The organism is Rubellimicrobium mesophilum DSM 19309, assembly GCF_000600335.2.
In the GTDB taxonomy this organism is placed as follows: domain Bacteria; phylum Pseudomonadota; class Alphaproteobacteria; order Rhodobacterales; family Rhodobacteraceae; genus Rubellimicrobium; species Rubellimicrobium mesophilum.
In genome coordinates, this window is the sequence record NZ_KK088569.1 from 26,529 (window position 1) to 47,746 (window position 21,218).

Consider the following 21,218-nt stretch of genomic DNA (forward strand, 5'->3'; position numbering starts at 1 on the left):
ATGATGGAAACGATCCGTCTGACCGCCGCGCAGGCGATGATGCGCTGGCTCTCGGTGCAGATGACCGAGGACGGCCAGCGCTTCATCGAAGGCGTTTGGGCCATCTTCGGCCACGGCAACGTCGCGGGCATCGGCGAGGCCTTGAAGGGCATCGGCGATGCGCTCCCCCCGGGCAGAGCTGCCTCACGTGGCGATCGATCCAAGCCTGGCCGCAATGATCTCTGCAGGGAGCTTGGACGCCGTAACGGTCACGACACCTCCGGAAACCCGGCGTGAGCTGGTCCTGGAAGCCATAGCGGCGGGCCTGCACGTGATCGCGGACAAGCCCTTCGCGCCCAGCGCGGAGGGAGGACGCGAACTGGAAGCCGCGGCCAAGGCCAAAGGAGTGATCCTGAGTGTGTTCCACAACCGTCGATGGGACTCGGACATGCGGACCCTGCGCAAGGTCGTCTCCGACGGCTGCCTCGGTCCGCTCTGGCGGGTTCACTCGCGAATGGACTTGGATCAACCCTCGACGCTGGAGGCCGGACCTACGGGCGGGCTCTTGCGTGACCTAGGCAGCCACCTCGTGGACCAGATGCTATGGCTGTTGGGACCGGTGCGGGCCGTGGACGCTCAGCTCGACTTCCTGGATCTGCCTCAAGGCAGAACGGACGCAGGCTTCACGCTCACCCTCCGCCACGAGTCCGGAACACACTCGCACCTGTCGGCCAGCAAGCTCAATCGCCTCGCGATGCGCGAGCTCAGGGCCTATGGCCAAGCGGGCAGCTATGTCGCCTCGAGCACGGACGTTCAGGCGCAGTCGATCTTCGCGGGCCGGCGTCCCACCCAGGACCTGTCCGGCTGGGGGTTCGAACCCCGGACAAGCTGGGGCATCTTGCGCACCGCCGCAGGTGAGGTCGAAGTGCCTGCGGAGCAGGGGCGCTACCACGACTTCTACGCCGCGTTTGCGCACGCCATCCACGACGGCGCAGCGGCACCGGTGACGGCCGCCGAAGACGATCGATGTTCTGACCGTGCTCGACGCAGCCCGTCTGAGCGCCCTCGAAGGGCGCTCCATCGCGCTTTAGCCGGTCATCCCTGACATGGTCGGGCCTCGTCCCGCTCCCAGGACGACGGGACCACTGCCGCCTCGGCGCCACGAGACCCGGCGGCCTCCCCATGGGCCGCAGCCAGGGGGCGAGCGCATGTCACGCAGGACCAAGCCGGAATGTCGGGGACCTCGCGACAGAAGACGAGTGGTTCATCCGGAGAGGGACGAAGCAACAGCCGGATTCTTGCTCGGGTCCTTCCGCGCCCATGGCAAGGTCCAGGAATGACGAGGGACTCGACGGGCTAGAGCTATGTCGTTTCCCAGCTCAGCCGGCTCCGTGCAGGCGAGAAGGCGGCCGACGCCATGGAGGCAGGGAGACCATCCACGTGACGATGGACGGCCGCGCCCTCCTCACCGCAGCGGGACGCCGCTGGGGCGAGCTGGGTGAACGCGAGGACATCCTCGACGAGACGCCGCCAGATCGCCCCAGCCTCGGCGACGGCTGGACTTGGGAAGCAGGGGCCGCCATCGCCTGCATCCTCGCGGTCTGCCTCGCACCCAGCCAGGGCGCCATCCGGCGCGGCTGATCGACCGCCTTGGCCGACCCTTCGAGCACGACGCCACGGGGCGAACGACAGACGGCTCCCGCCGCCTTCCTTCCACCTTGGATCATGACGGAAGTGGCCCCGACCGTGTCGCACAGAATCCGACCGAGGTGAGATAGTCGCGGCTGACTTTCACGTCCGCAAGGCTGCCCTCCGCGTTACGCGGGTCACGCTCCTGCTCGACCGTGACGAAGCCTTCGTAGCCGAGTTCGTCCAGAAGGCGCCGGATCGCCGGATAGTCGATCACGCCCTTGCCGATGGGGCACATCACGCCTTGAGCGCAGGCCTCGAAGAAGCGGATGCGCTCGCCCATGACCCGGTCGAGGACGGCGCGGTCGATGTCCTTGAAGTGGATGTAGTCGAGACGGTCCGCGTAGCGGCGCAGCATCTCCACCGGGTCCATGCCCGCATAGTAGGTGTGGCCGGTATCGAGGCAGAAGCCTGCGACCTCGGGCGGGATGTCCCTCGCGATGCGCTCGATCTCGTCCTCGAACTCGATGTAGCCGCCCGCATGGGGATGGACGACCGCGCGCACGCCGAACCGATCGCGGGCCAGCTCGGCGATGGCGCAGATGTTGGCGACCATCCCCGCCCAGTCCTCGTCCGAAAGTCGTGGCGCGCGGTCGGGATGGCCGGCGGCGAAGTCGCGCTCGTCGTGGCCCCAGTCCATGACCGTGAGGTACGGCGCACCGAACCGCTGGCCGTCGCTCCGGGGCGGCTTGGGCAGGCGGGTGACGAGATCGCAGATCTCGGCGGTCTGGCGGAGGAGATTCTCGCGGTTCCCGGCCGAGACGAGGTCGTCGAAGATCGTCCCCGCGACGATGTACAACCCACGCGCACCCAGCGCCCTCGAGACGAGGTCGATGTCCAGCGGTACATAGCCGTAGGGACCGAGCTCCAGTCCGCCGTATCCCGCCGCCGCGACCTCGTCGAAGACGAGCCCCCAAGGTGGCAGGTTCGGGTTTCGCACGTCGTCGACGCCCCAGCAGCACGGGGCCGTGGTGATGGTGATGCTCATCGCGACTATCCCTTCCACAAGGCGCCGGGCCCTCCCGGCGAAGCGACGTCCAGACGCTCGTTGAACCCTGGAGGCAAGGGTTTTGCAAGGATTCGACCCTGCGAACATGCCCACATCGACGGACCACGCGGGTCGCGGTCGGAAAAGCTTGGCCTCACCTCCTGATGCATGCGGACGGCCGGCACCGACAGACCTTTGCGCTGGCCGCCGGCAGCACCCGGAACCCGCACGGAATGCACGGTCGGAATGCGCTTCAATCGGTGATCCGCAGTCGTCGGGATGTCGAAGGCCGTACGCAGATCGAGGGACCGCCGGCCGGCCTCTCGACGCTTTCCTGAAGAACCGCTGAGCCGCCACCTGCAAGGCGTTCGAGCGGACATGCGACGGCCAGCGTGCGAGTTCCATCCATGTAGCCGGCAATGGTCCTCCTTCAGCGCATGGTCCACGGTGACAGGAACCGTGCCGCCGGAGACGAGCACGCCGGCGCGGGAGAGGAACGACCCTCAGAGGTCCTGCACGTCGCATCCCGTCGCGTCGCGGATCATGCCTGCCACGATCCGACGGTGACAGCCCTTGGCGCAAGCCTCGAAGCACAGCAGCGCCGCGTGCCTGTCGCGGGCAATGGCGGTCGCGAGGGCGAGCCCGTCCTGCGCCTCCGGCGTCGCCATGTGCTCGGCGAAGATCGCCTCCATCTCCGCGACGCGCCCCTTGCGGGCCGCCTCGCGCCCCGGCTTTGGCGTCCCGAGGCTTCGCAGATGCTCGTAGCCGATGCCTTCGGCCGCGAGCGAGGCCCGCAGGACCGACTTCGAGAACCCGGCCCGGCGCGAGGCCGCAACGGCACGGACATCCACGACCACCTCCACGCCCGCGGCCCGCAGCTTCGCGATCACCTCGGGCAGCGTGGCGGCCTCGTAGCCGATGGTGGACAGGATCATGCTGATGCCGCTTTCGCTGTGTCTCCGATCATGGCCGCGACGGACCCGCCTAGCCATGCTCAAAGGTATCGTGAAAGACGATGACAGCGCCAGCCGAGTGAGCCTGCCTTGCATGTTGTCTGGCAAGGAGCGGCAAGGACCGTCGGCTCACGATCCTTTGAGAAGCGCACTAAGCTGGCACGGATCGAGGCCGGCGAAGGACCGGCTCGATGCCGCCGCTCGATTGCCGGATGGGGTCGTCACCTCCCAGGCCGGGTCCCGGTGGACTCCGCCACGCAGAACAGCCGGAACCGGCAGGCCATCGGCCGGCTGCATCAGATGCGAGTTCGCGGCAACGACCAACCGGTCATTAGGAAGACCTGACGAAGCTCTCCTCTGGGCCCGGGTCCTCGCCCTCCTCTACCACCTCGGTAGGCCGACCCTCCGCGACCTCCCGTCGGGCCTATGCACCCGCTGCGACCTAGTCGAGGAGCGGGCCGCCCACATCGTGCGCACGGCCACCATCGCAGGCGTAGACCTCCGCAAAATCGCCACCTTCGAACCCATTGGAAGGATCACTTTAGGCACCAGACTCACTACCTCAGCCAGAAGATGAAGGCTGCGGCCAGAGCGATAGCGGACAGGAACAGGTCGCCGCAGCGGGTGTAGCGCATGGCGATGCCTCGCCAGTCTTTCAGGCGGGCAAAGGCGTTCTCGATCCGGCAGCGCTTTTTGTAGAGCTTGTGGTTGTGGGTGGCGGGGCGCTTTCGCTTGCTGCGGGCCGGGATACAAACCCGGACGCCGCGGGCCTTCAGCTCGTCTCGCAGCCAGTCGGCATCATAGCCCTTGTCGCCCAGCAGGCGCTTGGCGGGTGGCATCTCGGCCAGCAGCACCAGGGCGCCCTTGGCGTCGCTCATGTGGCCAGGGGACAGGAAGAAGGTCAGCGGCCGGCCTTTGCCGTCGCTGACCATGTGGAGCTTGGAGTTCAGGCCGCCCTTGGTACGCCCGATCGCCCTCGGGCGGAGCCCCCTTTTCTGAGACTTGCCGCCGTTCGGTGAGCCTTGAGGTGGGTGCTGTCCATCATGAGGGTGTCCCCGTCCGGACCAGGCCTGGCCAAGTCACGAAAGATGCGGGCGAAAACGCCCAGCCGGGACCACCGGGCAAAGCGGTTATAGAGGGTCTTGTGCGGCCCGTAGACCGCCGGCGCGTCCTGCCACCTGAGCCCGTTGCGCAGGACGTGGAGAATCCCGCTCAGCACTCTCCGATCGTCCACGCGCGGCTTGCCTCGGGGCTTCGGGAAGTACCGCCTCAGCCGCTCCACCTGCTCGTCGCTCAACCAGAACTGCCCGCTCATGCCGCCCTCCAAAGCCGAGCAGCGTGAATCAGCTAAGCCGCTGAAAGGCCAGAGTGCTTACAGGTCTGGAGCCTAGGACCATCGAGGGTCGTTTCCAGAGACACGGCACCCCCGGAGGCACAAGGCGAAGCTAGGCGACAGCAAGCGGCACCACGAACGCATGGCATGAATCGGCATCTCGGGCCCGTCCAGTTCCCCGACAAGGCCCTCGAGAGGCCATGACCTTCGATACTCGACCGTCAGGTCGGCGCCGCCGTTACCCGCGCCGGGCCGCCTCTATCGTCGCCACGTCGATTCTGCGCATGGTCATCATGGCCTCGAAGGCACGCTTCGCCTCGCCGCCGCCGGCTGCCAGCGCCTCGGTGAGCGCGCGCGGCGTGATCTGCCAGTTCACGCCCCAGCGGTCCTTGCACCAGCCGCAGGCGCTCTCCTGCCCGCCGTTGCCGACGATGGCGTTCCAGTAGCGGTCGGTCTCCTCCTGGTCCTCGGTCGCGATCTGGAACGAGAAGGCTTCGGACTGACGGAAGGCCGGCCCGCCATTGAGTCCAAGACAGGGAATGCCGAACACCGTGAACTCGACCGTGAGCACATCCCCGGCCTTGCCGGACGGAAAATCGCTGGGCGCACGATGGACGGCCCTGACCGCGCTATCGGGAAAGGTCCCCGCATAGAACGTGGCCGCCGCTTCGGCGTCGCTGTCGTACCAAAGGCAGATCGTGTTCTTGGCGGTGGTCATGGCTTGTCCCTTCGCTGTCTGGGCCTTTGGGCCGAAGCGCCTCGGAGTCCTTCCGATCGGCGGAGTCTGACACTCGTCCTTCACCGCCTCAACCCTATCGCGAGACTGTCGCTGCGCATCAAGAAAGGCAGCAACCACGCAGGCCTGATCTCTCTGGATCACGCCGCGAGTGGCGGTCTTCAATCTTTCCCGAACCTAGGACAGGGCTCCAATTTCCACTCGCCTCCCTGAAATCGAGCAAGGGCTTCAACCTGAATTTCGGAGGGTTCATGGTGTCTCGAACCTTACGCTCGATTGTTGAGATTGTGCCCACAGCGGTGAGCCCGCTCCACTCCTGGCCCAGGAAATGGCGACAGGAAAGCGAATTAGCCATCCTCACGGCCACCGGTCAATCGCTTGCACCGCCGCAAGTTCCAGCCTCCGGTCGCTCCGCACCCGCCAGTTCTCCGCGCTGCCGCAACCGAGGAACAGGGATCAAGGTCGTCGCTGAAGGCCCGGAGCTGCCATGACACGACCCTGAGGCCGACGACCTAACTGTGACGTCCTCGCGCCTTCACGAGTTCCAGCACCTTTGTCAGCGAATGCTGACGCCTTTCATCGGCGGAACCCCGTTTGGTCACACCTTCCTGCACGATCTCATCGCCTTACCGAGTCTCCCTGGGAGAGACGCGCTGGAGCCAATCAGGCAGCGGTTTCGCAGGGCAATGGATGGTACCGCCTCCCCGGCTCGAACGGGGGACCCCCAGATCCACAATCTGGTGCTCTAACCAACTGAGCTAAGGCGGCACTCGTGGGGGACCTAGCGCCAGGAAACCGCGAATGCAAGGCCCTCGCAGGCCGGGGGGCCGGGTCATGTCCGCCAGTGGCGGGTCTCGGGCAGGGCCGACCTGAACGAGGCGAAGGCACTGGCAACCCGGCGCGATCCATGGAGGCCTCGACGCCGGAAGGGCTCGTCCCGGCGGGGAACGACGCCAAGCCCACCCTCCTGGGGCCCGGTGGGACGGCGGGCCGGGCTCCCGTCCATCTTGCAAGGGCCCGGGGGCCGCGCTACGCCCAAGGCCAGGCCACAGCAGGGGGCGCCCATGGGCATCGACAAGCAAAGCGACGTGTCGGCCAACCTCCAGATCGGTCCGACCTCCGTCGGCATGGTCCGCATCTACGTGGAGGCCGAAGGCGGCGTCGAGCTCCCCCTCGACTTCGAGCCCGAGGAAGCCCTCGAGATCGCCGAGGAGATCCGCGCCGCCGCCGAGATCGCCCGCGGCATGGGCGGCAAGAAGCGGCGCTAGACGGCCAGCGCGATCCGCGCGCCTCAGCGCAGCCCGAGGCCGGGGTCCCGGGCCCCATGCCATCTCAGCGCCGCATGGCGCGCGAAGCGGTGCGTCAGGTGCTTCCGCCGTGGCGCGGCAAGCTTCGTCTCCGGCCCCATCCGCACGATCTCCGCGTCGTAGTGGTCCGCGATGATGAGCCCCATGTCGTCGGGCAACAGCTCCACCGGGAAGTCCGCGTCCACCGCCCAGAAGAAGCGGTCGCAGAACTCCAGGTAGCCCTGCCACTTCCGGTCCCCCTGGAAGTCCGCGCGCGAGCTCTTGCACTCGATGACCCAGAGCTCCCCCTTCGGGCCCAGCGCCATCACGTCCACGCGCAGCCCCGGCGCCGGCGTCATCTCCTCCACCGTCACGAAGTCATGCGACAGCAGGTGCCGGCAGACCCCGCGCGCCAGGAGCTGCCCCGGTCGGGGCGGCGGCACGGGCAGGTCGAGCGCGGGCTGAGGGAGCGGCATCCTCTGAATCTCACCACGCCCGTGCCCCGGGTCAAGCGCGCCCCGCGTCACATCCCGTTGCGCCGCCCCGCGTCTGCGCCTAGCTAGGCCACGGCAGCAGAAGGGGCCGAGCATGTTCACCGGCATCGTCACCGACCAGGGCGAGATCCTGTCCGTGGAGCGCGAGGGCGACCTCCGCGCCCGCATCGGGACCCATTACGACCCCGACCGCATCGACATCGGTGCCTCCATCGCCTGCGACGGCGTCTGCCTGACCGTGGTCGCCAAGGGCCACGAGCCGCGCGACTGGTTCGAGGTGCAGGTCTCGGCCGAAACTCTGGACAAGACCAACATCGGCGCGGCCGGCTGGGTCCCCGGCCACCGCATCAACCTCGAACGCGCCCTCAAGGTCGGGGACGAGCTCGGCGGCCACATCGTCTCGGGCCATGTCGACGGCGTGGCGACGGTGGTCTCCGTACGACCCGAGGGCGACAGCACCCGCGTCCGCCTCCGGGCGCCCGAGCAGCTCGCGAAGTTCATCGCCCCCAAGGGCTCCGTCGCCCTCGACGGCATCTCCCTCACCGTGAACGAGGTCGAGGGCAGCGAGTTCGGCGTGAACCTGATCCCCCACACCAAGGAGGTCACGACCTGGGGCGCTCTGCGCGAGGGTCAGCCCGTGAACCTCGAGGTGGACACGATGGCCCGCTACGTCGCGCGCCTGCGGGACTGGGCCTGAGGCCCGCAGGCTCCGCTGTCAGCCCGCGTCGGCCTCGAGGATTCGCTCGACGGCATCCATGACGAGGTCCGGCCGAAGTTGCGGGACCTCGTGCCCGAACGCCGGCACGACCGTCAGCCCCGCGCCGGGGATGGCCCTTGCGAGGGGCCGGCCGTGCAGGTCGCCGGGAACGAGGCCGTCCAGCTCGCCCAGCACGATTTGGACGGGAGCGGCGATGGATCCGTAGCTCGGGGACATCCCGTTCAGCTCATCCTGGAGAAGGTCCATGTCCTGGGCCCAGGCCAGGAACGCCCCCGGCCGCATCCACATGGCGAGGGCGGCCGCCGCATAGTCCTCGGGCACCCGGTCGGGCGCGTAGGCTACGGTCAGGATTCCGGGGACGATCTTGCCGGCCAGCGGAGCGATCACGGTCCAGGCCAGGATCGTCCCCAGGACGGGGACTTGCGTCGCCTGCTCCAGCCCCGAGCCGAAGCGCTGGCTGCCATAGGCGACAGGCGCCAGCAGCACGAGCCCACGCACCTCGCCCGGATGGTCGAGCGCATAGGCCAGCGCCAGGGCGCCGGACCAGGAATGCGCAACGAGGATCGGCTTCGTCACGCCGAGCTGGGCCAGCGCATCGTGGATCAGCCGGGCCTGCTCATGCACGTCGACCTGGCCGGCCGGGCGCTCGCTGTAGCCGTGCCCCGGGCGGTCGAAAGCGATGGCGCGGAGCTCCTGCCTGGCCGCCAGCGGCAGCACGGCGTCGAAGTCATGCAGAGAGCCCGGGTTGCCGTGCAGGAACACCACCGCCGGCCCGTCGCCGCCTTGCTCGGCGTAGTGCAGCCGAACGCCGTCGACGTCCAGGAAGGCTCCTCCGGCGGGATAGTCCCGCTCCGCGCAGGCGGCGAGGAGGCGGGTATTGACACTGGCCGCCGCCAAGAGCGCCGCCAGGAGCACGAACCAGCCAAGCTCGATCACGCCGGCGACTCGCACGCTTGAAGCTTCCCTCGCTGTCCCCTGCCGTAGGGGTAGCAGAAGGCGCGCCTCCGGGCAATCAACGGCACCGGCGGCCTGATTCGCGGTGTCGCCGCAACCACGTCCGAATGGCCGGCGAACCCGGAACCGGCCCGAACCTCCATGGCCCGATCACCCTCCCACGTCGGGAAGGGGGTGCCGGGTCCGCGAGAGCCTCGGGGAGACTCCTGGCCCGATCCCCGCTCCCTCTGCGATCGCGCAAGGGCCGTTGCACTCCCGGCCCCGACCGAACGGTCGTCCCATGGATCGCTGGCCCCGTCCCGGCTTCCCGCCGCGCCATCCGAATCGCCCGATGCCCTCCATGCCCCGCACGGCCGCACAGCCTCTGCGCCCTTCCCATCGCCCCGCGCGTCCGCTATCTGCCCCCCGGACAGGAGCACCGCCCCATGACCCTAGCCTACGAGAACCCTGGCCCCGTTGAGCGCGACTGGTCGGAGGCCATTTCACCCATCGAGGACATCCTTGCCGATGCCCGGGAGGGACGGATGGTCGTTCTGGTGGACCACGAGGACCGCGAGAACGAGGGCGACGTGATCGTGCCTGCTCAGATGATCACGCCCGAGAAGATCAACTTCATGGCGCGCGAGTGCCGGGGGCTGATCTGCTTGGCCTTGACCGAGCGGCGGGTGGACGAGCTGGGCCTTCCCCTCATGGCGCAGCAGAACTCCTCGCGCCACGAGACCGCCTTCACCATCTCCATCGAGGCGCGCGAGGGCATCTCCACCGGCATCTCCGCCCACGACCGCGCCCACACCGTCACGGTGGCCATCGACGCCGCGCACGGAGCCCAGGACCTCGCCACCCCCGGCCATGTCTTCCCCCTGCGCGCCCGCGACGGCGGCGTCCTCGTCCGCGCCGGGCACACCGAGGCGGCGGTGGACATCGCGCGGCTCGCAGGCCTCAACCCCTCGGGCGTCATCTGCGAGGTGATGAACGAGGACGGCACCATGGCCCGCCTGCCCGAGCTCATCGCCTTCGCCCAGAAGCACGGCCTCAAGGTCGGCACCATCTCGGACCTGATCGCCTACCGCCGCCGGCACGACAACCTCGTCAAGGTGCGCGAGGAGAGGACGATTCAGTCCGAGTTCGGCGGCGACTGGACGCTCCGCATCTACACCGACCAGATCCAGGGGGCCGAGCACATCGCGCTCCTCAAGGGCGACCTCTCGGGCGACGAGCCCGCCCTCGTTCGGATGCACGCCTTCGATCCCCTCCTCGACTTGGTGGGCACCGGGCCCCAGGGGCGCGCCCACGAGCTCCAGGACGCCATGCGCCTCATCGCCGCCGAGGGTCGCGGCGCCGTGGTCCTGCTGCGCGACCTTCACATGAAGCTCGCCCTCGAGCACGAGGTCTCTCCCCAGACCCTGCGCCAATACGGCCTCGGCGCCCAGATCCTCTCCTCGCTGGGCCTCCACCGGATCGTGCTCCTCTCCAACAGCCCCAAGCCCCGCGTCGTGGGGCTCGACGCCTATGGCATAGAAATCGTGGGCACCCGCCAGATCACGGGGGGCGAATGATGGCCGGTCCTCAGACCCAAGGCCTCGAACGTGGCCGCTTCGGCGACAAGCCCGCCAAGGTCCTGATCGTCGTCGCCCCTTACTACCGCGAGATCGCCAACCAGCTCCTCCACGGCGCGCGGGCGGAGATCGAGGCCTGGGGCGCCACCCACGAGACCGCCGAGGTCCCCGGCGCCCTCGAGATCGCCCCCGCCATCGGCATGGCGGCCCGCCTTGGCGAGTTCCACGCCTTCGTCGCGCTGGGCTGCGTCATCCGGGGCGAGACGACCCATTACGACACCGTGGTCGAGGAGTCGGCCCATGGCATCACCCTCCTCGGCCTCCAGGGTCACTGCATCGGCAACGGCATCCTGACCGTCGAGAACGAGGAGCAGGCCCGCGTCCGCGCCGAGGCCTCTGGCCAGGACAAGGGCGGCGGCGCGGCGGCGGCGGCGCTCCACCTCCTGCAGCTCTCCCGCCGCTGGCAGCGCCCGGAGAAGAAGCTGGGCTTCCTTGGCGACCGTCTCGGGGCCGGCGAATGAGCGTCCCGCGCAAGGCCATCGACCCCAAGCTTCAGCGCAAGTCGGCGGCCCGCCTCTATGCCGTGCAGGCCCTCTTCCAGATGGAGGCCTCCGGCGCTCCCGTGGACCGCGTCGCCCGCGAGTTCGAGACGCACCGCTTCGGCGCGGAGCAGGACGGCGTGGAGATGGCCGAGGGTCACGTGGACCTCTTCCGCAAGATCACCCTCGAGGCCGTCAACCACCAGGCGCGCATCGACCAGATGACCGACCGCGCGCTCGTGGCCAAGTGGCCCATCGACCGCATCGACCCCACGCTCCGCGCCCTCTTCCGCGCCGCCGGGGCCGAGCTGGTGGCGACCGACACGCCGCCGCGCGTGGTCATCACCGAATACGTCGACATCGCCGAGGCCTTCTTTCCTGAGGGCCGCGAGAAGGCCTTCGTCAACGCTGTGCTCGACCACATGGCCCGCGGGGCCCGGCCGCAGGCGTTCCCTGGGGAACCGCGGCGCTCTTAACCGCCTGTCAACCTGGGCTGGGCCATGATGGCCCGACTCGGATCGCGCGCGGGAGGTTGCGGATGCTGTTCGTCATGGGTCTGGCCCTTGGGGCCGTCCTGATGGTCCTGGCCCAGCGGAGGGCCGAGACGATCCGCCTTCGCGTGGAGCGGCGCTGGGGCGACCACCGCCCCGTCTCGTGGGAGGGGTGGCGACGGGTCATGAACCGGGCTCGCCACGACCAACGGCGCGAGCCTTGTTGAAGGATGCGGTGGCGGGAACCGCGGCAACCGTGTGGGTGACGTTTCCCGAGGACCTGTGCATACAGGTGGGCGTCAGGTAATCAGGCCTGGACCTGACCAGAGCCGACTCCCTCGGAGTCGTTATAGGCCACTGGAATCGAACCCGTTCACGCGAGGGGCAGAAGCCCGCCAAGCCTGAAGGTAGGGTCCCTGGCCCCTACGCGCAAGGATGTCCCTAGGTGATTTTCAGGACACCTGGAGCACAGGCGAGACGACTTTCACCTTCATGGGCAAGACCCGATGGACTCATCCAGCCGAGCGCGACAGACATCGCGCCACCTTTGAAGACCATCTCTTCAAGAACCGATGGAGAAGACTGAGCAGATAACCCCGAGGTGCTCCAAAGCTTCGGAATCGTCCCTCGTCGAGAAGCCAAGTGACAAGCACCGGCTGCCGCTCCCAAAACGTCTCTGCCGTCGACTTCCCTGGGAACCGGCCGCCCTCAGCCTTGTTCACCAGCCGCATACCCGCCCTCCAAACTCCGTCATCAGGGCATCAAGGACGACCGACCCATTCCTCCCAAGGCCCTGGCCGAGCCGCGCCGACCCGGAGGCAGGTCGAAGCGCTCCCGGTGCCTTGTCCCCCGTCCCGGACGCAACCTGCAGAACCGACCGTGGTTCGCGATTGTTCGCGCCGAGTCTGAGCCCGGATAAATCCGGATCGCTGCGGCACAGCGCAGCACATGGTCCGACGCAAACCGGATTGCCGTGGAAGGGTCATTCCGATGCGTCTCGAGTCCCTCGCCCGTCCGCCCACCTCGCGCTGCCCGGCGCAGCGTCCTTGGCCGACAGCTTCCAGACCGAGATGCCCAACCGGGGCGAGCCCAGCGCCATGATCCCCGAGGCCGACTTCCCGCACGTCCAGTCGGGCCACATGACCAACCTCGTCCCAACGGAGGCCGGCCGCACGCTCGCCGCCATCGAGGACACGGCCCCCAAATCCGCCCACCCCATCGATAGCGGGATCATGGGCGAGCCCGTGCCGGTCACCGTCACCGAGCCCGATCTTCACGCCATCGATTGCGCGCCCCACTTCGGTGTGAGCTTGGTCGCCCCGATCGAGGTGGGCGACGCGCCCGAAAACCTCGACGCGGTGACAGCGGCAGTCGGCCAACTCCACGGCATCCACAAGCTGCGCCTCGACGATCTCCTGACCAGGGTCGAACGAAGCCTGCAGGCCACGAGGCCTCCGGTCCCGCCCCTACCGCACCCACCGGCTCATCGCGTCGCCCCCCACGGCCCGCATCTCGGCAAGCCGCAACCGGGGCGCCTCCGCCAGTCGCCCGAGCTCCAACGGCCCCAGCATCGCTCGTCCTTCGGCGCCAAGAGCGAGACCGGCGTGGAAGACGACAAGCTCGTCCACGAGGCCGGCCTTCAGCAGCCCCGCCGCCACCTGCCCACCCCCTCGCAGAGCACCCTGGTAAGGCCCTGCGCCGCCAGTGCGCCAAGCGCGGCCCGCAGGTCCAAGCCTTCCAGTCCCGCCGACACCGCCAAGCAGCGCGCTCCAACCGCCTCCCACGGCACGGCCGAGGCTCCCGCGCCATGCATCAGCCAGAGCGGCACGTCGCGCGCCGTCCGCGCAAGCTGCCCATCGAGCGGCAGGTCGAGGCCCCGCGACAGCACCACCCGCACCGGTTGCGGACGACTCCCCATCCCACGCACCGTGAGCAGCGGGTCGTCCGCCCGCGCCGTCCCGCCGCCCACCATCACTGCATCGTGCCGCGCCCGCAGCGCCTGCACCGTCGCCCGCGCCTGCGGCCCCGTGATCCACTTGCTCTCGCCCGAGGCCGTCGCGATCCGTCCGTCCAGCGAGGCCGCGAGCTTCAGCGTCACGAAGGGCCGCCCCTCGGTCACACGCAGCAGGAACCCCGAGAGGTCTGCCTGGGCCTCTGCCTCGCGCAGCCCGACCATGACCTCGATCCCCGCCTCGCGCAGGATCGCGATCCCGCGCCCCGAGACGCGCGGATCGGGGTCGCCCGTCCCGACGACCACCCGGGCCAGGCCCGCCGCCACAAGCGCCTCGGCGCAGGGCGGCGTCCGGCCGTGATGCGCACAGGGCTCCAGCGTGACATAGGCCGTCGCCCCGCGAACGTCCTCCGCCTGCGCCAGAGCGCGCGCCTCGGCATGGGGCCGCCCCCCATCCGCCGTCCAGCCCCGCCCGAGCACGCGCCCGTCCCTCAGGATCACGCAGCCCACCGAGGGATTTGGCCAGACCCGCCCCCACCCCCGCCGTCCGAGCGCGAGCGCGAGCCCCATCCAGCGCTCGTCCTCGGTCACGGTTCGTGCGTCTCGACGGGCCGCAGCTCCGCCATGAAGCGGTCGAAGTCGTCCACGGCCTGGAAGTTCTTGTACACGCTCGCGAACCGCACATAGGCGACCGTGTCGATCCGGGCGAGGCTCTCCATCACCAACTCGCCGATCTGCCGGGACGGGATGTCCGTGTCGCCCAGAGACTCCAGCCGCCGCACGATGCCCGAGACCATCTGCTCGATCCGCTCGCCCTCGATGGGCCGCTTCTGCATCGCGATCCGCACCGACCTCTCCAGCTTCTCGCGGTCGAAGTCCTCGCGCCGACCGTTCGACTTGATGACTACGAGGTCGCGGAGCTGCACCCTCTCGTAGGTCGTGAACCGTCCGCCGCAGGCCGCGCAGAACCGCCGCCGCCGGATCGAGGCATGGTCCTCGGCGGGTCGGGAATCCTTGACCTGCGTATCGACGTTTCCGCAAAACGGGCAGCGCATGGATTTGGGGTCTCCTGTCCTGCGCCGCACCATAGGAAGGGGCGCAGGGATTGGGTAGCCATCCCGTCACGGCGCGGCCCCCGGGGTCGCCGCCAGGGCACACGACACCTCCGAGGCGGGCCCGGGGCTACTCCGCCGCCGAGACCGACCGGATCACGTCGTCGTTGGCGGGTGGCGGCAGGACCTCCGGCCCCTCTTCCCCCTCGACCTCCGCATCATGCGCCACGCCCAGCGACTTGCCGGTCCGAGCACCCAGCGACTTCAGCTTCTCGACCTGCCCCACGAGGTTCCCTGCCCCGCGGGTGAGCTGCCCCATCGCCTTGTCATGGGCCTTTCGCGCGTCGTCGAGCGCGTTCCCCACGCGCGTGAAGCTTTCCAGGAAGGTGCTCAGCTTGTCGTAGAGCCTGCCGGCCCGGTCGGCGATCTGCTCCGCGTTCCGGTTCCGCTTCTCGACGTTCCACAGGTGCTTGACGGTCTTCAGCGCCATGAGCAGCGAGGTCGGATAGGCCAGCGCGACTCCCCGCTCCATCGCATAAGCGGCGATCTCGCCGTCATAGGCCCAGGCCGCGCTCACCGCCCCCTCGATGGGCATGAACAGCAGCACCCAGTCCACCGACCCGTCCACCATCCCGGCATAGTCGCGCGCCGCCAGCTCGTCCACGCGATCGCGCACGTTGCGGGCATGGAGCCGCAGGCAGCGCTCGCGCTCCTCCTCCGTCTCCGCCGCGATGGCATCCGCATAGGCCGAGAGCGACACCTTGCTGTCGATCACCAGCGCCTTGCCCCCGGGCATGTGGAGGATCACGTCCGGCCGCCGCCGGTCCCCTTCGTCGCCCGTACGGCTCGCCTGCACCTCGTAGTCCACGTCGCGCTTGTAGCCCATCAGCTCGAGGTAGCGCTCGAGCTGCGCCTCCCCCCAGGCGCCCTGCCGCTGCTTGTCGCCCTTGAGCGCGCGGGCGAGGTTCGCCGCGTCCTGGCTGACCGACTGCGCCTGCGCCGACAGCGCCCGGATCTGCTCGGCCAGCACCGCCCGGTCCTTGTCGGCCTCCTGATGGACCGCCCTGAGCTCGGTCTCGAACCGCCCCACCTGCTCGCGGAAGGGGTTCAGCAGCTCGGTCAGCTTCTGCTGGTTCAACTCCGAGAACTGACTTCCCGTCTCACGCAAGGTTCGGCTCGCAAGAGCCTGAAATTCCTTGGTCATCTCCTCTCGAATGGCCTTGAGGCCCTCGACCTCCCGCTCCGCCGAGGCGAGCCTCTCGTCCCGCTCCGTCTGGAGCGCTGCGTGGTCGGCCCGAAGCTTCCCGAGCTCCGCTTCCGCCGCCTGGAGCCTCTGCGCCACCAGGGCGGCGTCATCCCGCATCTGCTGCGCCACCCGCGCCCCGTCCTCGCGCAATTGCCGCGCCGCCGCCTCAAGCCGCTGCACGGCCTCGTCCGACTTGGCGCAGCGCGATTCGGCCTCCGCATGGGCCGCCACGGCCTCGCGATGGCCCGACCGAAGGGCCTCCAGTTCCGCCCTGACCTCGGTCAGCAGCGCTTCGCGGTCCCGCACCAATTGGCCCTGCCCGTCGCCTTGCGCCCGCGCCACCTGCGCCTCGGCCCGCGCCTGCTCCAGTTCCCGCAGCCGCGCCATCCCCTCGGCCCGCAGCGCCGCGCACTCCACCTTGGCCGAGCGCGCCGCGAGAAGCCCCAGCACGGCAAGCAGGAGCAAGGCCGCGCAGGCCATCAGGGTCAGGGTCTGGGCGTCCAACAGGGCCTCCTCGGCAACACGCCGCCAAGGGTCGCGGTTCGGCGCCGGCCCGTCAAGCGCCCGGTGTCCGACCGCGGAGGCGCCGACGCGCGAAGGTCACCACCCGCACCCCCCTCAGCACGACCGCCAGTCGCCCTCCGCGACGCGGGGGCGGAGCCGCGCTACGCACTGTCCCGAGACCTCGGCCCCCTCCTCCAGCATCGGCCGCATCCGGTCCAGCCAGGCCCAGAGCGCCGGCCTTGCCGTCGTCATCGCCTCCAGACTGTCCCACTCGCCGATCAGGCAGAACTCCCCATCTCCGGTCCGCACGAGGCTCATGCTTCGGAGCCCCTCCTCCATCTCGTGCCCCGGATCGTCGTTGGCCCTCAGGAACTCGGCCTCGAACTCCGGGCGAACCCGCGCCCGCACCACGTTGTACGCAACCATCGTCACCTCCCCAGCTCGGATGCCACTCCCACCCCCGTCGCCTCGCCCCGGAACGGCACCACCGGAGTCCGCTTGCGCGACACGATCTCGCCCGAAGCCGGGTCCGTCACGCCCAGGCCGGGCCCGAGGTCCTCCAGCATGTGCCGCATCTGGTCCAGCTCCGCGACCATCGGCCCCCGGCCCGCGACCAAGGCGTCCCGGCTGACCCATCGGGCGACGTAGCAGAAGTCGCGCTCTCCGGTCTGGACGAGCCAAGCGTCCAGCATTCCGGGGATGTCGGGATGCCCGGGATCGTTGAAGGCCAGGAACTCGGCCTCGAACCCCGGCCTCACGCGCATCCGCACCACGTTGCAGGCCTCCATGGGAGTCCTCCTCTGTCCGATCCGGCGCCAGCGACGGGGCCGATCCTACACCGGAATGGCGCTTCGGGACACCGAGTTGCGGCCCCGCCGAAGGGGCGCCACGACGCGCGGTCCGGTGCCTCGCCGGCCCAGACTGGAGGCCATCGAAGGCCGGCGCGGGCTGCGCTTCGGCGCCCGGGGCCGCTGGCCCCTTCAACGAGTCGCCGAACGCCCGCCACGGCACACCCGGCCACGCAACACCTCCTCCCGATAAATTTCGCTGAGATACCGTGAGCTTGTTCCTCGGGTGTTGCGTCGCGCCCGGGGGCACCGAACGCCGCATTTACCATCCGTTAATCCCTGTCCGGCACTCTGATTCCCACGCGCGGAGTTGAGACCCTCGGGGACCTGGCAAGGCCCGCCCCACCGCTCGAGCCGACTTGGACCGGATGGCCGCACGGCGCCGTCCGGAGCCGGTCCAGAAGACAGGGAGGGGGTCCCGCGATGACTAAGTCCTTCCCCCCGGTCGGGGGCAGGGCGGCAACGATGGCTGGCGACGGGTCTCCGACCTCCGCCCCCTCGGCCCCGCCCTCCCTCGGAGCGCCCCGGGTGCTCAGCTCTTTACAGGACCGAGGAAGCCGGTCCCACCGGGATGACCGAACTGCCCCTGAGCGCGGCCAGCACGCTGGCGCGGCGCCCCGGCGGGAGGCCCCGGCCGCCGCGGGACGAGATCCCGCCCCCTTCGCGCCGGAGTGGCGTCCTGCGCAAAGCTTCGGTGGCTGCTCCCCATCGGCGGGGGGGAACGCACCGTTCGTCGCGAGGGCCGCCCTGATCGGGCGGCCCGCCGATGGCCGTCGTCCCGCGCCTCGCCGGACGCACGGCCCCGAACCGCCTCAGCCGGACCAGTACTCGCCCGGGAGCTCGGGATAGCGGCGCCTTGCTACGACCTCGCCCGAGATCGGCTCCAGGCAACCCTTTCCGTCGCCCAGGTCCTCCAGCATATGGCTCACCCGATCGAGCTCCCGGACGACGACCGGACCGGAGGTCGCCAGCGCCTCCAGGCTGTCCCACTGGCCCACGAAGCAGTAGGTCCGCTCGCCGGTCCTGACGAGGAGCGAGGTCCGAAGGCCATGCTCCACGTCATGCCCGGGGTTGTCGTTGATCCTGAGGAACTCCTCCTCGTATTCGGGCTTGACCCGCATCCGAATGACGTTGCACGCCTCCATCTGGCTCCTCCCCTGTCGAAGGTCACGCCATCGCGCGCATGTCCTGGCCGGCCCGCGACCGGAGCCGGAGGACGATCTCGCCCGAGACCGGGTCCGTCACCCCGAGCCCGCCGCCCAGGTCCTCCAGGATGCCCCGGAAGCGGTCGAGCTCGGCGATCATCGCCGGGCGGCCCGAGGCCAGCGCCTCCATGCTGTCCCACTCGCCGACGAAGCAGAACGTGCGCTCGCCGGTCCGGACCAGATAGGCGGAGCGAAGCCCGGGCCACTCCTCGGTGCGGGCGTCTTCATGCAACCGGATGAACTCGTCCTCGTGCCCGGCCTTCACGCGGAACCGGACGACGTTCGAGGCTTCCATGTCGTTCTCCCTTCTCCTTGGTCCCGGGCGCGCGGGCCGCCGGCGGAGGGCGCCTCGCTCAGGGGCGAGCGCCAGCGCCGGGACATGGGCCGCCCGAAGCACCGGGACGGTGGAAGGCCCGATGCATCCGAGAGGCCCTCGGCCGAACCGGCCCATGACGAGCTGGGCCCCGGGAGCCCTTGAAGCATACCGGAAATCGGTCCGGGTTGATACTCTTTTGAGCCCCGGCGTCCCGATGGCCTGCTCCGAAACGACAAAGGCGCCCCGCAGGGCGCCTTCCGGTCACTGGTCCAGGAAGCTCCTCAGCTTCCTCGATCTCGACGGATGCTTCAGCTTCCGCAGCGCCTTCGCCTCGATCTGGCGGATCCGCTCGCGCGTCACGCTGAACTGCTGGCCCACCTCCTCAAGGGTGTGGTCCGTGTTCATCCCGATGCCAAAGCGCATCCGCAGCACCCGCTCCTCGCGCGGGGTCAGCGAGGCCAGCACCCGCGTCGTCGTCTCCTTCAGGTTCTCCTGAATGGCCGAGTCCAGCGGCAGGATCGCATTCTTGTCCTCGATGAAGTCGCCGAGCTGGCTGTCCTCCTCGTCCCCGATTGGGGTCTCGAGCGAGATCGGCTCCTTGGCGATCTTCATCACCTTGCGGACCTTCTCCAGAGGCATCTGGAGCTTCTCCGCCAGTTCCTCGGGCGTCGGCTCCCGGCCGATCTCGTGGAGCATCTGGCGGCCCGTGCGGACGAGCTTGTTGATCGTCTCGATCATGTGGACCGGGATGCGGATCGTCCGGGCCTGATCCGCGATGCTCCGCGTGATGGCCTGCCGGATCCACCAGGTCGCATAGGTCGAGAACTTGTAGCCGCGCCGATACTCGAACTTGTCCACGGCCTTCATCAGGCCGATGTTGCCTTCCTGAATGAGATCAAGGAACTGCAACCCGCGGTTCGTGTACTTCTTGGCGATGGAGATCACGAGGCGCAGGTTCGCCTCGACCATCTCCTTCTTGGCCTGCCGGGCTTCCTTCTCGCCCTTCTGGACCTGCTGGACGATGCGGCGGAATTCGCTGATGTCCACGCCGACGTACTGGCCGACCTGGGCCATCTCGCCGCGCAGCTCCTCGATCTTCTCGCGCGACCGCTCCAGCAGCATCTGCCAGCCCCGGCCCGCCTTCTGGCCCATGCGGTCGAGCCAGGCAGGATCGAGCTCCGAGCCCCGGTACTCGTCGATGAACTCGCGCCGGTTGATGCGCGCCTGGTCGGCGAGCTTCACCATGGCGGAGTCGATCGTCATGATCCGCTTGTTGATGCCGTAGAGCTGGTCGATCAACGCGTCGATGCGGTTCGTGTGCAGATGGAGCGAGTTCACCAGCGCCACGATCTCGCCTCGCAGCTTCTGGTAGGTCGCCTCGTCCTCGGCCGAAAAGGTGCCGCCCTCGCTCAGCGTCGCGGACATCCGGGCGTCCTGCATCTCCGAAAGCGTGGCGAAGTCGCGCGCGATGGACTCGAGGGTCTCCAGCACGCGCGGCTTCAGCGTCGCTTCCATGGCGGCGAGGCTCATGTTCGACTGGTCGTCGTCCTCCTCCTCGTCCTCGCGGACGATCGGGTTGCCGTCGGCGTCGAACTCCGGTCCCGAGGAGGAGGCGCGCGACGCCGAGGACACGTCCCCGGCATCCACGAGCGGCTCCATGTCCTGATCCGTGTCGAGCTGCGTCCCGAAGGTGGCCTCCAGGTCGATCACGTCGCGCAGCAGGATGTCCTCGCTGAGGAGCTCGTCGCGCCAGATCGTGATGGCGTGGAAGGTGAGCGGGCTCTCGCAGAGGCCCGCGATCATGGTGTTCCGCCCGGCCTCGATGCGCTTGGCGATGGCGATCTCGCCCTCGCGCGACAGGAGCTCCACCGAGCCCATCTCGCGCAGGTACATGCGCACCGGGTCGTCCGTGCGGTCGAGCTTTTCGGTCTCCGCGCCCGCGAGCGCCACGTCGCGGTTGCCGCCGACCACGGCGACCTCGCGCGAGCCCTGGAGCTCCTCCTCGACCTCCTCGGACTCCTCCTCCTCGGTGACCTGGATGCCCATCTCCGAGAGCATGGACATCACGTCCTCGATCTGGTCGGACGAGACCTGGTCGGGGGGAAGGACGGCGTTGAGCTGGTCGTAGGTGATGTAGCCGCGCTCCCGGGCCTCAGCGATCATCTTCTTGACCGCGGCCTGGCTCATGTCGAGCGAGATGTCCCCGTCGTCGGCGTCGTCCTTGGTATGTTCTTCGGTGTCCTTGGCGGCCATGGGGGACTCCCTCGGGATCGGGTGATTCGAACTGATTCGGTAGTGCGGCGGCTTCGCGAATCAACGTCAGCGCTGAGTGATTCGCAACCTGAGTCGTTGTGATTCGACGGAAGCCCGCCACATGGGA

Annotated in this window: 22 protein-coding genes, 1 tRNA gene, 1 other RNA gene and 1 pseudogene; 9 read left to right on the forward strand and 16 right to left on the reverse strand. The window is 68.9% G+C overall.

Annotated features, from left to right (window positions below):
- The 3 genes from RUMESO_RS25095 to RUMESO_RS25720 all read left to right on the forward strand — a co-directional run bounded on the left by RUMESO_RS25095 (window position 1) and on the right by RUMESO_RS25720 (window position 1,620).
- Window positions 1-276 carry a hypothetical protein gene (locus RUMESO_RS25095; protein ID WP_051521209.1) on the forward strand — a complete coding sequence of 92 codons (276 nt, stop codon included), beginning with the start codon at window positions 1-3 and terminating at the stop codon, window positions 274-276.
- Window positions 233-1,084, forward strand: a complete 852-nt coding sequence (locus RUMESO_RS10280; RefSeq protein ID WP_211262854.1) for a Gfo/Idh/MocA family protein — start codon at window positions 233-235, stop codon at window positions 1,082-1,084. Before RUMESO_RS25095 ends, RUMESO_RS10280 begins: the two co-directional genes overlap by 44 nt.
- 335 nt (window positions 1,085-1,419) lie before the next feature.
- Window positions 1,420-1,620 (forward strand): hypothetical protein, encoded by a 201-nt coding sequence (locus RUMESO_RS25720; RefSeq protein WP_051521211.1) that lies wholly within the window; start codon window positions 1,420-1,422, stop codon window positions 1,618-1,620.
- 82 nt (window positions 1,621-1,702) lie between these two features.
- On the opposite strand, the gene RUMESO_RS10290 is transcribed toward RUMESO_RS25720, so the two are convergent.
- The 5 genes from RUMESO_RS10290 to RUMESO_RS10315 form a co-directional block, all read right to left on the reverse strand.
- A complete protein-coding gene (locus tag RUMESO_RS10290; RefSeq protein WP_037280043.1) occupies window positions 1,703-2,656 on the reverse strand; it encodes a TIM barrel protein in 954 nt (317 codons plus the stop codon).
- Between the two features lie 503 nt (window positions 2,657-3,159).
- Complete coding sequence (locus RUMESO_RS10295) at window positions 3,160-3,591, reverse strand: DUF488 domain-containing protein (protein ID WP_037280044.1); 432 nt, start codon at window positions 3,589-3,591, stop codon at window positions 3,160-3,162.
- A gap of 575 nt (window positions 3,592-4,166) precedes the next feature.
- Window positions 4,167-4,924, reverse strand: a protein-coding gene (locus tag RUMESO_RS24135; RefSeq protein WP_425414896.1) for an IS5 family transposase whose coding sequence is annotated in 2 segments (ribosomal slippage) — window positions 4,167-4,586 and window positions 4,589-4,924 — 756 coding nt in all. Because the reading frame shifts where the segments join, the coding sequence is not laid out codon by codon here.
- Window positions 4,925-5,180: 256 nt separating this feature from the next.
- Window positions 5,181-5,660, reverse strand: a complete 480-nt coding sequence (locus tag RUMESO_RS10310; protein WP_037280047.1) for a VOC family protein — start codon at window positions 5,658-5,660, stop codon at window positions 5,181-5,183.
- A gap of 709 nt (window positions 5,661-6,369) precedes the next feature.
- Window positions 6,370-6,446 (reverse strand) — tRNA-His (locus RUMESO_RS10315).
- A 296-nt stretch (window positions 6,447-6,742) separates the two neighbouring features.
- On the opposite strand from RUMESO_RS10315, the gene RUMESO_RS10320 reads away from it, so the two are divergent.
- Complete coding sequence (locus tag RUMESO_RS10320) at window positions 6,743-6,946, forward strand: DUF6324 family protein (protein WP_037280048.1); 204 nt, start codon at window positions 6,743-6,745, stop codon at window positions 6,944-6,946.
- 23 nt (window positions 6,947-6,969) lie between these two features.
- On the opposite strand, the gene RUMESO_RS10325 is transcribed toward RUMESO_RS10320, so the two are convergent.
- On the reverse strand, window positions 6,970-7,440 hold the full coding sequence (locus RUMESO_RS10325; protein WP_051521212.1) for an MmcB family DNA repair protein: 471 nt from the start codon (window positions 7,438-7,440) through the stop codon (window positions 6,970-6,972).
- 112 nt (window positions 7,441-7,552) lie between these two features.
- Between RUMESO_RS10325 and RUMESO_RS10330 the strand changes: the two genes are divergently transcribed.
- Window positions 7,553-8,155: a riboflavin synthase gene (locus RUMESO_RS10330; RefSeq protein WP_037280049.1), complete on the forward strand. Its 603-nt coding sequence runs from the start codon at window positions 7,553-7,555 to the stop codon at window positions 8,153-8,155.
- 18 nt (window positions 8,156-8,173) lie between these two features.
- On the opposite strand, the gene RUMESO_RS10335 is transcribed toward RUMESO_RS10330, so the two are convergent.
- Complete coding sequence (locus tag RUMESO_RS10335; RefSeq protein ID WP_169791153.1) at window positions 8,174-9,127, reverse strand: alpha/beta fold hydrolase; 954 nt, start codon at window positions 9,125-9,127, stop codon at window positions 8,174-8,176.
- A 428-nt stretch (window positions 9,128-9,555) separates the two neighbouring features.
- Here RUMESO_RS10335 and ribB point away from each other — a divergent pair, with 428 nt between their 5' ends.
- The 4 genes from ribB to RUMESO_RS10355 all read left to right on the forward strand — a co-directional run bounded on the left by ribB (window position 9,556) and on the right by RUMESO_RS10355 (window position 11,943).
- A complete protein-coding gene (ribB, locus tag RUMESO_RS10340) occupies window positions 9,556-10,686 on the forward strand; it encodes a 3,4-dihydroxy-2-butanone-4-phosphate synthase (RefSeq protein ID WP_051521213.1) in 1,131 nt (376 codons plus the stop codon).
- Window positions 10,686-11,207, forward strand: a complete 522-nt coding sequence (locus RUMESO_RS10345; RefSeq protein WP_156362854.1) for a 6,7-dimethyl-8-ribityllumazine synthase — start codon at window positions 10,686-10,688, stop codon at window positions 11,205-11,207. The genes ribB and RUMESO_RS10345 overlap by 1 nt, the downstream gene beginning before the upstream one ends.
- Window positions 11,204-11,701, forward strand: a complete 498-nt coding sequence (nusB, locus tag RUMESO_RS10350) for a transcription antitermination factor NusB (protein ID WP_037280052.1) — start codon at window positions 11,204-11,206, stop codon at window positions 11,699-11,701. The genes RUMESO_RS10345 and nusB overlap by 4 nt, the downstream gene beginning before the upstream one ends.
- 62 nt (window positions 11,702-11,763) lie before the next feature.
- Complete coding sequence (locus tag RUMESO_RS10355; RefSeq protein ID WP_037280053.1) at window positions 11,764-11,943, forward strand: hypothetical protein; 180 nt, start codon at window positions 11,764-11,766, stop codon at window positions 11,941-11,943.
- An 11-nt stretch (window positions 11,944-11,954) separates the two neighbouring features.
- Here the strand turns inward: RUMESO_RS10355 and ssrS are convergent.
- The 9 genes and pseudogenes from ssrS to rpoD form a co-directional block, all read right to left on the reverse strand.
- Window positions 11,955-12,110, reverse strand: a non-coding RNA gene (ssrS, locus tag RUMESO_RS28500) — 6S RNA.
- 1,072 nt (window positions 12,111-13,182) lie between these two features.
- Window positions 13,183-14,237: pseudogene (ribD, locus tag RUMESO_RS10365) on the reverse strand (bifunctional diaminohydroxyphosphoribosylaminopyrimidine deaminase/5-amino-6-(5-phosphoribosylamino)uracil reductase RibD).
- Window positions 14,238-14,254: 17 nt separating this feature from the next.
- Window positions 14,255-14,722, reverse strand: coding sequence for a transcriptional regulator NrdR (gene nrdR / locus RUMESO_RS10370; RefSeq protein WP_037280056.1), 468 nt, complete (start codon window positions 14,720-14,722; stop codon window positions 14,255-14,257).
- 127 nt (window positions 14,723-14,849) lie between these two features.
- Window positions 14,850-16,469 (reverse strand): DNA recombination protein RmuC, encoded by a 1,620-nt coding sequence (locus tag RUMESO_RS10375; protein WP_245639224.1) that lies wholly within the window; start codon window positions 16,467-16,469, stop codon window positions 14,850-14,852.
- A 114-nt stretch (window positions 16,470-16,583) separates the two neighbouring features.
- On the reverse strand, window positions 16,584-16,895 hold the full coding sequence (locus tag RUMESO_RS10380; RefSeq protein ID WP_051521214.1) for an antibiotic biosynthesis monooxygenase: 312 nt from the start codon (window positions 16,893-16,895) through the stop codon (window positions 16,584-16,586).
- Between the two features lie 2 nt (window positions 16,896-16,897).
- On the reverse strand, window positions 16,898-17,257 hold the full coding sequence (locus RUMESO_RS10385; RefSeq protein ID WP_211262855.1) for a hypothetical protein: 360 nt from the start codon (window positions 17,255-17,257) through the stop codon (window positions 16,898-16,900).
- 872 nt (window positions 17,258-18,129) lie between these two features.
- Window positions 18,130-18,462 carry an antibiotic biosynthesis monooxygenase gene (locus tag RUMESO_RS10390; protein WP_051521215.1) on the reverse strand — a complete coding sequence of 111 codons (333 nt, stop codon included), beginning with the start codon at window positions 18,460-18,462 and terminating at the stop codon, window positions 18,130-18,132.
- A gap of 22 nt (window positions 18,463-18,484) precedes the next feature.
- Window positions 18,485-18,817, reverse strand: coding sequence for an antibiotic biosynthesis monooxygenase (locus RUMESO_RS10395; protein ID WP_037280057.1), 333 nt, complete (start codon window positions 18,815-18,817; stop codon window positions 18,485-18,487).
- Window positions 18,818-19,099: 282 nt separating this feature from the next.
- Window positions 19,100-21,091: an RNA polymerase sigma factor RpoD gene (gene rpoD, locus RUMESO_RS10400; RefSeq protein WP_037280058.1), complete on the reverse strand. Its 1,992-nt coding sequence runs from the start codon at window positions 21,089-21,091 to the stop codon at window positions 19,100-19,102.
- Between the last annotated feature and the right edge of the window lie 127 nt (window positions 21,092-21,218).